The 12,678-nt window shown below is 42.7% G+C and carries 11 protein-coding genes; all 11 read right to left on the bottom strand.

Going from position 1 to position 12,678, the window contains the following annotated elements; genetic code table 11:
• Positions 1-13 precede the first annotated feature (13 nt).
• The 11 genes from V6C21_RS07840 to V6C21_RS07790 all read right to left on the bottom strand — a co-directional run bounded on the left by V6C21_RS07840 (position 14) and on the right by V6C21_RS07790 (position 12,300).
• The gene (locus V6C21_RS07840; RefSeq protein ID WP_479268748.1) at positions 14-1,585 is read right to left on the bottom strand and encodes a spore germination protein; all 1,572 of its coding nucleotides are present in this window, start codon (positions 1,583-1,585) and stop codon (positions 14-16) included.
• Between the two features lie 326 nt (positions 1,586-1,911).
• Positions 1,912-3,291, bottom strand: a complete 1,380-nt coding sequence (locus V6C21_RS07835; protein ID WP_034842626.1) for a glycine--tRNA ligase — start codon at positions 3,289-3,291, stop codon at positions 1,912-1,914.
• 236 nt (positions 3,292-3,527) lie between these two features.
• A complete protein-coding gene (locus V6C21_RS07830; protein WP_045085774.1) occupies positions 3,528-4,409 on the bottom strand; it encodes an OmpA/MotB family protein in 882 nt (293 codons plus the stop codon).
• 29 nt (positions 4,410-4,438) lie between these two features.
• Positions 4,439-5,227 (bottom strand): motility protein A, encoded by a 789-nt coding sequence (locus tag V6C21_RS07825; RefSeq protein WP_034842622.1) that lies wholly within the window; start codon positions 5,225-5,227, stop codon positions 4,439-4,441.
• A gap of 230 nt (positions 5,228-5,457) precedes the next feature.
• A complete protein-coding gene (locus tag V6C21_RS07820; protein WP_034842620.1) occupies positions 5,458-5,802 on the bottom strand; it encodes a flagellar protein FliT in 345 nt (114 codons plus the stop codon).
• A gap of 14 nt (positions 5,803-5,816) precedes the next feature.
• The gene (gene fliS, locus V6C21_RS07815) at positions 5,817-6,194 is read right to left on the bottom strand and encodes a flagellar export chaperone FliS (protein WP_034842617.1); all 378 of its coding nucleotides are present in this window, start codon (positions 6,192-6,194) and stop codon (positions 5,817-5,819) included.
• Between the two features lie 3 nt (positions 6,195-6,197).
• The gene (gene fliD / locus V6C21_RS07810) at positions 6,198-8,519 is read right to left on the bottom strand and encodes a flagellar filament capping protein FliD (RefSeq protein ID WP_479268747.1); all 2,322 of its coding nucleotides are present in this window, start codon (positions 8,517-8,519) and stop codon (positions 6,198-6,200) included.
• Between the two features lie 17 nt (positions 8,520-8,536).
• A complete protein-coding gene (locus V6C21_RS07805) occupies positions 8,537-8,878 on the bottom strand; it encodes a flagellar protein FlaG (protein ID WP_051492570.1) in 342 nt (113 codons plus the stop codon).
• 359 nt (positions 8,879-9,237) lie between these two features.
• Positions 9,238-10,278 carry a chemotaxis response regulator protein-glutamate methylesterase gene (locus V6C21_RS07800; protein ID WP_034842612.1) on the bottom strand — a complete coding sequence of 347 codons (1,041 nt, stop codon included), beginning with the start codon at positions 10,276-10,278 and terminating at the stop codon, positions 9,238-9,240.
• Positions 10,279-10,307: 29 nt separating this feature from the next.
• Positions 10,308-11,123, bottom strand: coding sequence for a CheR family methyltransferase (locus V6C21_RS07795; RefSeq protein ID WP_045085777.1), 816 nt, complete (start codon positions 11,121-11,123; stop codon positions 10,308-10,310).
• A 181-nt stretch (positions 11,124-11,304) separates the two neighbouring features.
• The gene (locus V6C21_RS07790) at positions 11,305-12,300 is read right to left on the bottom strand and encodes a polysaccharide deacetylase family protein (protein ID WP_479268746.1); all 996 of its coding nucleotides are present in this window, start codon (positions 12,298-12,300) and stop codon (positions 11,305-11,307) included.
• Between the last annotated feature and the right edge of the window lie 378 nt (positions 12,301-12,678).

The following is a 12,678-nucleotide window of genomic DNA, read 5'->3' as shown; positions in this document are numbered from 1 at the left end:
GAAAGCGCTCCGTTCAGCTTTGAGTTTTGTCTACGTTTGAACCCGGCATATCCTGGGCCGCAATCTTTCGCTTCGACAGTATAGTCCATGGCGCCCTTACGACGACATCCCTCATTGCGCGCGCATTGAACGGTGAAATCGGCGCAGTATACGGCACTTCATAGGATTTAATCGAGGTTAAGTGAAATCCTAAAAATGCGATTCCAAGTATTATACCGTACATACCAGCCATTCCGGCGAGGATTATAAACACAAACCGCAAAACAACGCCGCTTTCATAAAGAGTCGGTATAATAAGGGTCGTAGTGGCTGTTATTGCGACAATAATAACCATAGGCGCTCCAATGAGCCCCGCCGAAACAGCGGACTCGCCTATGATGAGCGCGCCGACTATATTGATAGCAAATCCGATTTGTTTCGGAAGCCTAAGTCCGGCTTCCCGCACCATCTCATAGACAATCTGCATCAGCAGCGCCTCAAAAACTAACGGGAATGGTGTCGCCTCTTCCGCCTGTGCCAGCGTATAGAGAAGCTGTGACGGAATGTATGCCTGGTGGAAACTGCCGATAGCTACATAGAGTCCAGGAACCAGGATTGACGTAAAGAATGCCAGGTATTTTAAAATGCGTGTAAAGGTTGCATAATAGGGGCCGACCGCATAGTCGTCCATATTCTGAAAATTATCAATAAATAGAAAGGGCATAGTGAGCGCAAGAGGTGTATTATCAACAATTATGCCGATACGCCCTTCGTTAATCCGCCCGCAGAATGTATCAGGTCGTTCCGTTGTTCCAACGGTTGAGAATATTGAATAGGGGCAATCCTGAAAATTTTTCTGTATATACCCCGACGCAAAAACCGTATCTATATTAATCGTCTTGATACGGTGTCTCACTTCATTTAAGATTTCTTCTTCAACTACGCCGTTTATATACGTCAGGCAAATTTCAGTTTTTGATTCATTACCCACTTTGTAAATTTCAAATTTGAGATTAGGGTTTTTTATGCGGCGGCGCACCAACATCATATTTATTCTCAGCGGCTCCACGAATCCCTCGCGTGAGCCCCTTAGCGCTGTCTCCTGATTAGGTTCATCTATGGATCTGTATTTGAATCCCTGAAGTCCGAACGCAAGTCCCCTGTTGACCCCGTCCATCAAAAAGACAGCATATCCGGACATGATGTGGCTTTCTACTTCTTCAAAGGAAAATACCTCTTTCTCATCGGCAGATGACAACAGGGAATCCCTAAACCAGTTAAAAATATCATCATCGGTCATCAGCCCCATAGGCGGTTCGGCTTTGCTCAAAGGGGTAAGCACGCTTTGTGTCAGCGTGAGTTTGTCGACCATGTTGTCAATACTGATTATAATTGCCTTTCTATTGCATGTAGTAAGTTCCTTGCTGACAAAATCAGCACACCCGTCAAATTCGCCCTGCAAATACGTCATATTGTCGAGAAGACTGCGCTTGAGCTGCGTATATTCAGTGGCGCTCCCCGCCTCAGGTGATGATTTTTTGACAGTGCCTATTTCGCTGAATTTTGACGCGAAATATTTTAGGATTGATTTCGCTGAAACAGCCACGGATATTACCATCCTTCTCGGTGAAAATCATCATTAAAAATTATACAATTTGTATTATGAAGCCAACATAATTAATCAATTTTATATTTTATTAACAATATTTTCAATTGAGTTTGTGCTTTAAATCCAAATTATACTATTTATGTTTTTTCCAACAGTTTTGTATTTATTCGTCAATGTCTAAGCAAAAAATACTACTGCCTGTTATTTTATCTTTTACATCGGAAGGCCGTCTTATTCTATCCCCATTCATTTTGCTGGATGGCTGTTTTGGCATACAAAAAAGCCGCGGAGAAAACTCCGCGGCTTATTAACATTATTCTATATTAGAATTTCAGTTTTTCACTAATGAATGACGCAACTGAATCTATCGGAACGCGTTGCTGCTGCATTGAATCGCGGTCGCGTATAGTCACGCAGCCGTCATTCTCTGAATCAAAATCATAAGTAATGCAGAAAGGCGTACCGATTTCGTCCTGCCGGCGATACCGTTTCCCAATAGAACCTGCGTCGTCATAGGTGACCATAAAGTGCTTTCTCAGTTCATCATAAATCTTTAAGGCGCTGTCGTTCAACTTTTTGGACAATGGAAGCACACATGCCTTGAACGGCGCAAGTGCAGGATGAAAGTGCATAACGATTCTTTTGTCTCCCTCACCGATTTCTTCCTCGTCATAGGCGTCCACCAGGAAGGCAAGTGCGACGCGTTCGACACCAAGGGAGGGCTCTATGACATACGGCACATAACGCTCATTGGTCTCTTGGTCGAAGTAGTCGAGCGTCTTGCCGCTGTGATTGATGTGCTGGGTAAGGTCGTAGTCGGTACGATCCGCTATACCCCACAGCTCGCCCCAGCCGAACGGGAACAGATATTCGATATCCGTAGTCGCTTTGGAGTAGAAGGACAGCTCCGCCTTGTCATGGTCCCTCAGGCGCATATTCTCTTTATTCATGCCGAGACTGAGCAAGAAGTTTTCGCAGAAGTCTTTCCAGTATTTGAACCATTCAAGGTCGGTGCCGGGCTTGCAGAAAAACTCAAGCTCCATCTGCTCAAATTCGCGGATACGGAAGATGAAGTTGCCCGGGGTAATTTCATTCCTGAAAGATTTTCCTATCTGTCCGACTCCGAAAGGTATTTTTTTACGGGTTGTTCTTGCAATGTTCGCAAAGTTCACGAAAATGCCCTGTGCAGTCTCAGGACGCAGGTAAATTTCCGATTTCGCATCCTCTGTTACGCCCTGGAATGTTTTGAACATAAGGTTGAAACTGCGAATGTCAGTGAAATTTGTGGAGCCGCAGTTCGGGCACTTTATGCCCTTTTCCTTGATAAACTCCGTCATCTTTTCAAAGCTCCAGCCATCGGCTATGATACCAGCCTGATCCTCGATCAGTTTATCCGCGCGGTGACGGGTTTTGCAGTCACGGCAATCCATCAGAGGATCGCTGAAACCGCCCACATGGCCGGAAGCCACCCAGACTTCCGGGTTCATAAGTATTGCAGAGTCGAGGCCGACATTATAAGGCGATTCCTGTATGAATTTCTGCCACCATGCCTTCTTTATATTGTTTTTGAATTCAACGCCGAGAGGGCCATAATCCCATGCGTTTGCGAGACCGCCGTATATTTCAGAGCCTGGATAGACAAAGCCCCTGTTTTTACAAAGTGCGACGAGCTTGTCCATACTTTTTTCAGTGTTTGCGAGCATTAATATTCCCCCGTTTATATAGCACAATATTACATATTCAAACCAAAACCAAACATTATAAGTTTATCAGTACAACCGCCCAAAGTCAAGCAAAAGCGTATAAAACAGCATCCGTTGGCCGTTAAATTAAACTTTCCCGCATGAAGATATTTTTATTTCTCTATTAAACCGTAAAAATCAGACAGGCCGCAGCATAGTTATGCTGCGGCCTGCCGTTTAACTGCTTATTTTCCGCTTCAAGGTGTTGAAGATGTGTTCGATGAAATTCCGGATGAAGAAGTAGTTGATGAAGTAGAAGAAGTAGAAGAAGTAGAAGAAGTAGAGGAAGTAGAAGAAGTGGATGAAGTCGTTGAAGAAGACGATGAACTGTTATTTAACTTCTTAATATCATCTGTTGAAATTACTTCATCTGCTGGAGTAATACCCCTCTTCAAAATGGATATGACAACCCGGCGGTTTTTCGCCTTGTTCTCAGGTGTTGTATTGGGAGCCACGGGGAAGTATTCACCGTATCCTACAGGCAATATCTTTTTGGGGTCCAAGCCGCAGTCTTCAAACACCTTTGATACCCTGTAGGCACGCGCCAAGCTCAGCTCGCGGTTGTCATGGAATTGATAAGTATGTATAGGGTCTGAATCCGTATGCCCTTCAATTGCAATCTGTCCGAACTTGATATTTTTAATGAGATTGCCCATGGTTGTAAGCAAGCTAACCGCGTCACTGCTCAGATCCGCTTTGCCGGGAGCAAACAGCACGTTGTCTTTCAGTGAAATAACAACCTCGTTGTTTTTGGCAGTTATATCAACTTTGTCCAGTATTTGCCGCTCACTCAAAAGAGCAATAAGTTGATTATAGAAATCAGAATAGTCGTCGGCATTAGTAGAGGCCTTTGCATTGTTTTCACTGCCATTCTTTGAGGATGTGGACGAGGTATAAGCAGCCTGTCCGCCTCCGACAAATCCACTTTTGATAGCCTGCATTACAGCACTTGTTTTGACAATATCATGACTTGTGGTACAGAATAAGACAATAAATAAGATAAGAAGCAGATTCATCAAATCTGCATACGTAATCAGATATCTTTCAGTTCTATCTTTTTCAGGCGACGGACTGCGCACTCAAACACCTTCTTTAATCCATCGATATATCAAAATCCTTGTGAAACGGGTTTGGACGTTCCATTCTTAATTTCGCCGATTTTGGCATACAGACGGTCTTTCAACCTTGAGGAAGGTTCACCGGCCTGAATGGCCATCAATCCTTCGACTATTACTTCCATGTAGTCACTTTCCTGCTCCGCTACAACCTTGATCTGGCTTCCTATAGGCAGCCACAAAAGGTTTGCGGAGCCTATGCCGTAGAATGTCGCCAAGAACGCCGTCGCTATATCTTTAACAAGCCTATTGGTATCTTCAGTTCCGCCTGAGAGAACGGTAACCATAGCCATAACCGTTCCCAAAACACCCATTGTCGGGGCGGTACCGCCCATGCTTTCAAAAACCTTTGCCGCGTCCTCGTATCTTTTATAATGTGATTCTATTTCATTGTAAAGAACCTTTTTCAAAAACTCAGGGTCAACACCGTCAGCTATGTAACCCAGACCTTTTTTTATAAATGGATCCGACAGCCTTTCCGCTTCAGCCTCAAGTGAAAGCAGGCCGTCTCGCCTCGCCTTATTAGCTATGTCGCAAAGCAAATCAACAAGTGCTGCATAGTTATGCTTTTTGGGAAGCAATATCAGTTTAAGAGCTCCCGGAATGCGTTTGATATTGCGAAAAGGGAACGCGATAAGCGCGATACCGAAAGTTCCGCCAAATACGATCAGAAACGGTGAAATCTGCTTTACAAGCATGTATAATTGTCCGTTTTCCAGTATGAAACCTAACAGAATCCCGCCAAATGAAATAATAAGGCCGAGAATAAGCAATATATTCATTAATATATCCTCCAATGGAATAGCCTGCTAACAGACCTTATAGTAATTTATTAAAATGTTACACCGACAATATCTGTCACAGCGGATCGGCAGCGATATCTGAACTGCTTGTACTGACTTCGGCGCTGACCGCCGGCGGAATCATAGACTATACTGAGTTATTGTTTAGCCGTATACGGCTGACCGCCGAAGGACACATATATTGACAGTGCAGCATGTAACGGCTTTGCCTAATCGCGTTTATCAAAAAGCTGTCCGCTCATCAGATTATACTGACCTGTGTTATATTTCATTAATCCATCAGCTTTTTTTGTAAAATTCGACACTTCTTTGCCATGACGATCAAAAAGCTCTTTTAACTTAGCTCTTGATTTTTTGTCATATTCAAAAATCTGCTCAATGACTGCCTCCTGAGATGCTGTTCTGTGCGGAGTTAAACCACCCATTGACTTTAAAGTGGCAATAGTAGTTTCTCTCCGCTTCAGTGCATCACCTATTTTATCCAAATCTCCATTGCGCGCAGCATTAAACAGGTCTTTTGTCTCATCGAGAAGCTTATTTATCAATTCATCCAAAAAATGTGCCTCCCTTAATTAGACTGCATTTTTCTGCTGCGCTTTATAGCCTCGAACCATGTATCCCTTAAACCGGACAACATTTCGGAAATTTCGGATAAAATTTTGGGATCTTTTTTGACATTTCCCTCAATCATACGCCGATTCATATAGTTATAAAGGCGCCTTAGCTGGACTGAAATTTCATATTGCATGTCCAAGCTGTTGTTAAGCGTTTTAACGATTACCTCCGCTTTTTTTATGTTTTCATTGGCGGAAAGATAATCTTTCTTCTCAATCTCAAGGATTGCTCTCCGCAGGGATACCGAGGCTTCATTAAAAAGCTTTCCGACAAGCTCCTGTTTATTGCTTGTCTCAAGATCCTGCTTCCGGTAAATTTCATATGGATTCATAAATTAACTCCTCAACAATGATAACAGCATTGAGCTCTGAGCGTTTGCCTGTTGTACAAAAGCCTCTAAAGCTTCAAACTGGTCGTAGTATCTTTCCCTCTGTGTTTTAAGCTGGTCTTTAAGCTTGTTGATAGTTTCGTTTATTTCTTTTATCTGATTATAGATGTTGTTGTTGTACTGTGTTGAGTCGCCTGTTATGCCTGCAATGATAAGGAGACTACCCTTATTGCCAGAAACAGAACCGGCATAAGATTTTATAATGTCATCAAGACGGGCGACCAGACCCTCTTCCTGCTTTCTTATTTTTTGATTCTGAACTTGTTCTGGCGTCTGCGGATTAATGTCAAGCGGAATGCTCGAGGATTTGGTAAACAACTGCTTTATCTTATCGGCATGCTTCGCGATAGCCTCTTCAAATATTTCCTCATCTTCAGTTTTTATTTCAAGTTTTCCGTAATCGTCGGCAGAATTACTGGTGGTTATGCCCATCTCATAGAGCGAATAGGTGCTTCCGTCATCCAATGTAACCGACTGATACAGGATCTCTCTCATCTGCTCCAAGAGCGATTCAAGGGTATCGTCGTTGAAAAGCATGCCTTGCTTTGCTTTTTCGTTCCACCTGTCAATCTGCTCCTGGGTCATTTGCGCCTTCTGGGCTTCAGTGAGGGGAGGATAGTCTTTATCCGGAGCAGTTTTTATCTGTGTATTGATTGCATCAATGAGCGAGTTATATGCGGAGATAAAATCCTGAATGCCTTTTTTCAGAGTATCAGTATTCTTCGTGAAGGTAACAGTTGATGTTAGGGGCTGGTAGCCTTCCTTCGCTGGGTCAACATCAATGTTAATGCCGTATGTAACACCGTCGATAACAAAGTTGTTGCTGTCGCGGGTGTAGCTGACGCCGTTTATCGTTATAATCGCGTCTCTGCCGGTATCCGATGTTTTAGTAAATCCGAGCGCCGTGAACAGTCCCGACTGATCCCCTGAGATATCAACTGTTCCCGCAGCGCCGCTCTGATTCGCTGTCAGCGAAACCGTATCGAGCGTTTTGTTGTAGGCTATGGTAACACCGGCAGCGGATTTATTGATATTGGCAAAAACCTCTGAGAGCTTTGTGTCTTTTGTTCCAAGTTCTATCTTTACATTGTTGATAGTCGCATAGATCTTGCCGTTTTCATCAACAGTCGGTTCTATATTCTTCGAGCTCAAGAAATCGCCGAGCGTAGTTGTATTGACATTGAGCCTGTTATTAGCACCGTTAGTAAAGCCTATTGCGTCAAGCGCAGTAACGTTCGTATTTGCAGTCGATATGGTGGCCTCTTTACCGTCGGCATCTTTAATTGTCAGTTTGCCATTTGCGTCGACTGACGCCGTGAGCCCTTTGCCGGCGAATTCTGCGTCGAGTTTTGACTGAATAGTCGCAAGATATCCACTCTCACTCAAGTCGTCACTTGTGCTGAAGGAAAGGGTCTTGCTTTCGCCACCGTAAGAAACTGTAATCGTCGGTGCGTCTTTGCCGTTTCTCTCAGCTATAGACGTAATAGCTCCGAGCATTCTGACGTCAAATGAGCTGGTAGAAGCCGTCAGCGAAAACTGGGTCTGATAACCGCCGTTCGCTGAAAATACGAGTTTATTAGTAGTAGTATCAACGGACGCTGATATTTTTGTAACAGTGCCAGAACCATCTGCCGCTGTCACCTGTCCGAATGCTGCGCTTAGCTTAGTGTTTACAAGGTCAGCAAATCCTGAAGCCGATAAACCATTTAATTCCTCTCCGCTAAATGAAATTGTTTTGGAAACTCCGTCAACCGTAACCGTGATTGAAGGGTCAGCAGTGCCAAAGCTGCTGGCTGCAGCAGCTAAATCTTTAAGGTTTTGAAGTAGGACATCAACAGTGTAACTGGATGTGACATCACTGCTTATCGTTCCGCCGGTTAATGTAGCGACAGTAGCGCTCTGTTTAACCTCAACAGTCTGCATAGAGCCACTGGCATCGGAATTAGCCGAAACAGTAAGATACGGGTTGGAAGATGTGCAGTTGTAGGACGTATACATACTGGTCGTTGCCATCGAGGTGCTGGAACCCAGCATCAAATAAGCTTTTTCAAAATCTCTGAGTTTTGTAATAATATCTCGATAGGCTTCCTGTTTCCACTCAAGCTTTTGCTGCTGCTGTTGAGCCTTATAAATTTTGCTTTGCTGCTTTGTAAGCATAGCATCAACGATGGAATCAATATCGAGACCCGTTGCAAGGCCCCAATAGCGGCCGTTTTGTATTGTGTTTGAGTTTGTATTTGAATTTGATGTACTATTTACTGTCGCCATATTTTTCACTTCCTCGGTTAAGCTTTTTTATCAACATTGATACCGGCATTTTCCCATATAACTGCTATGGAATCAAGAATTTTCTCTGGCGGATACTCACGCACAATCTCACCGGTTTCATCGTTAATAATCTGAATCATAACAGCGCCTGTTTCTTTATGTATTTTAAAATTAAGTTTTGTGTTTTGTTCCGCAAGTTCATTGTAGTTTGTGCCCGGAAGTTCCGCCGATTTTGCAGTTTCTTTTGCCTGCGTTTTAGCCGCATTTGATGCCTTCGTCGAAGATGCAGCCGTCTGCATTTTTTTAGCAGCGGATTGCCATGATGTTGAATTGATTAAATCAACATTTTCTGTTTTCACACTTTATCACCCCGGGGCTTCACCTTTCACATATGTTTTCTTTAACTTTATCGTCAATTTTTTTAAATACTTTATAACCAATACCGACAAACAAGAAAATTTCTTTATGGAATACCGGTTTCATCCAAAATCTCTCCTTACAGGCTTACTGGCAGCGCAAAAACGCAGGGTATATTGAGTTCCCCACCCTAAAATATACCCTGCCGATATTCAATATCACCTTATTTAAAAATGGGGCAGCGTGCTCAATTGAACTGCCTAAACAATAGCTCAAGCGGGCTGTAACAAGGTCCTATGCGCCGTCGCAGTTTTCACAGTACCGCTCTCTAATATTCTGCAGGCACAGTTTCTTTATATATCTACTTCTTCGTTTTCAAATAGTCCATAATGGCCCCAGCAATTGAGCTGAGGGAACATTGCTTTTCTACTGCGCCGATATTGTATGCCGCCATCGGCATTCCATAGACTACGGACGATTTTTCATCCTGCCCTATCGTGAATGCACCATTTTTTCTCATATTCAAAAGGCCTTTTGCGCCGTCATTTCCCATACCGGTCAGTATGACTCCAATAGCATTTCCCCCTGCATGTTTGGCGACTGAATTAAACAACACATCAACCGAGGGGGCGTGACCATTTACCCTGTCACCTTTAAAACATTTTACATAATATCCGTCATTGCCGCGAAGCAACTGCATCTGATAGCTGCCGGGCGCAAGCAGCGCACAACCTGGCAGCACCCTGTCACCGTTTTTAGCCTCTCTTACCTCTATATTGCAATTGTCGTTAAGCCTGTCCGCGTACATTGCAGTAAAAACCGGCGGCATGTGCTGAACTATTACAATTCCCGGAATATCCCTCGGCAAATCCTTCAGAACCTCCAGTATAGCCTCTGTGCCGCCGGTAGAAGCTCCAATTGCAATAATCATTTCGCTATTCAATTTTGAACCGGACTCAGCCGGTGTTCCTACATCCGATACAGGTGTTCGTTTATGCTTTCCAACCTTGGCTGTTGATGCAATTTTTACTTTTATTATAAGCTCATTGATAAAAGCTTCTAATCCTGTACCCGCAGCATCCGGCTTAACCACAAAATCAACCGCTCCTGCCTTAAGCGCGTCAAAAACCGCATCATCAGTGGAACTTACCATAACAATCGGCAGTGGATACTGGGGCATGAGCTTTTTAACAAATTCCACGCCGTTCATCTTCGGCATCTGAACGTCTAATGTCATTACATCGGGTTTGAGTTCAAGGATTTTGTCCCTTGCCATATATGCGTCTGAAGCCGTACCGACAACCTCAAGGCTAGCGTCTTTCGAAAGTCCTTCTGCAATCGTTTCCCTAAAAACCAGCGAGTCGTCGACTACCAGTACTTTTATCTTTCTTTTTATATTCATAAAAACCTCCACACTTGCTGTAAGCCGACTTACAACACCTTCCTGTAAACTGCCGGCATTACATACTTGTACTTTGATGCCTCTCTGTTGACTGATTCCGAATGTCCGATAAAAAGGTAACCTCCAGGTTCTGTGAACTCATAAAACCTATTTATCAGCTCTTCTTTTGTGGGCTGGTCAAAATAAATCATCACATTACGGCAGAATATGACATGAAATTTCTTTTTGAAAGGGAATTCTTTCGTCATAAGATTAAATTCCCGGAAAATCACGTCTTTTCTGATTTTTTCACACACTCTGTAGTTTTTTTCGTCCACTTTTTCAAAATAATTGAGTTTCCATACAGCCGGAACATCTTTTATCGCTTCTTCGGAATAGATGCCACGTCGAGCTATATTAAGCGCCCTATTTGATATATCGGTTGCAAGGATCTGCGTATCCCACGGGATCGAATCTAAATCGAAAAAATCATGCAATATCATTTCGAGGGTGTATGGTTCCTCCCCCGTCGAACAGCCGGCACTCCATATGCGAAGATCATGGTCTTTTACACTTTCCGAAAGATATGGCAACACAGTATCGCGCATAAAATCGAAATGTTTTGCCTCACGCATAAAATATGTATGGTTCGTTGTAAGCCGGTTTATAAGTACCACCATCTCGTCGCCTGTTTTGTCGTTGAAAACATAGTCGAGATATTCGGTGAAACTTTTAAAGCCTTTTTCCAGTATGATATTGCTGAGCCGTCCCTCAATCAGTGTTCTTTTGCGAGTAAGATTGATCCCATAGTTATCCTTCATAAATTGAGTGAGTTTGACAAAATCTCTGTCATTTATTGAGATCATTTGTTGCCACCCCGTCGAAAAGCTTCCAATTTACCAACGTCTATATTTATTATATATGCCACCTCCCACCGTTGTAAACAGTTTATTAAAGATGTCGTTCATTTTTGAAAAACAGCGAAAAAAGCAAAATAAAATGCAAGGTTCTCCTGTAATCAGCAAAACCTTGCATTTTATAACTCAATTATTTTGCAATGTATTTTACAGCGGGCTTGTGCCTTACAATCTCATCGTCATTTTTCAGCGGCTCAAAAGTAAATCCCATAGCCCTGAGATTGTCAATTATTTCAGGAACGGCTTCGACGGAACTTTTATGAGGCGCGGAATCATGGAGCAGTATCACGGCTGTTTTAAGTTTGCTGCATTGCTGCGTTATCTGCTTCACAAGAGTATCCTTTGACGGAATTGGTTTTCTCGCGTCCATCCCGCCGGCGTTCCAGTCGACAACTATATAGCCGTTGTCCAAAACGTTCTGAAGAAGCGTCGGCATTATCGGGACGCCGTTGTTTACTTTCAACGAAACCGTATTGTCCGTACCGCCGGGAAAACGCACAAATTTCGGCTCTTTTCCGGTGGCTGATATAATCATTTTTCTTATTTTCTCAAAGTCATTCTCGTAATTGGCCACACTGCTGTATATGTAGTTATAGTCATGCGTCCAGGAGTGTATCCCGACCGTATGCCCTTCATCCGATTCACGCTTTATCCACTCACGTTTTTGAGGTGTATCCTTTGAGAGAGCAGCTATAAAAAAAGTCGCCTTTACGTTTTTTTGCTTTAAAATATCCAAAAGGCGTGGCGTAATATTCGACGGCCCGTCGTCAAAGGTAAGATAGGCCGTCTTTTTACCTTTATATTTAGGCTTTATCGCCTTCTGCACCGGCGTATCGTTATTGGGTTTATCTTTTGTATCCTTCTTTTTGTCATCCTTCGAATCAGTTTTTTTATTCTGGTCTGCTTCGCTTTTTTTCTCTGTATCTTTATTTGTTTCAATGACCTTCGTTTCGCTTTTATTAAGTGAAACTGCCTTAACATCATTGTTGGTTTTTACCTGCTCTGATGTGCTTCCTTTGGCTGCTGTGTTTATTCCCACACAGCTTATCTCAGCAGCTAAAACACCGATAAGAATGAGCGACAGCATACCTTTTGCTATGATTGTTCTGGAATTTAAATTTTTCATATTAATTCCCCTCAGCTACATTACGCTCAATTTTAGGTCAAACCACACGATGTCTAATTCGTGCCAGAGGTGGAATGTCGTAATTTTATTGCTGATAATATTATATAATTTATGCTTACTAATTTAAATTAAAAATTCAATAATTAACCATTTTGTATTATGATTGTAACTAATGAAGTCTTAATGTAAATTAAGTGATTTACTTATCCACTCTTATGTTAATTATCTGTAAAAGATATAATAAAATCCTTTGTAGGTTTGTCAAAGATATGTTACACCGAGGGACAAAAAATCATGCAGTACCTTTTTAGGTGACTGCCATTTAAGCGGACGCATAGGAAAAGCATTATATTTACGGTTATGAACAGCCAGTTGAGC

Origin of the sequence: [Clostridium] cellulosi (assembly GCF_036762875.1) — a bacterium.
Classification (GTDB): Bacteria; Bacillota; Clostridia; order Oscillospirales; family Ethanoligenentaceae; genus Ruminiclostridium_D; species Ruminiclostridium_D cellulosi.
The sequence above is the reverse complement of the archived record's forward strand: the minus strand, read 5'-3'. Positions and strand labels throughout refer to the sequence as shown.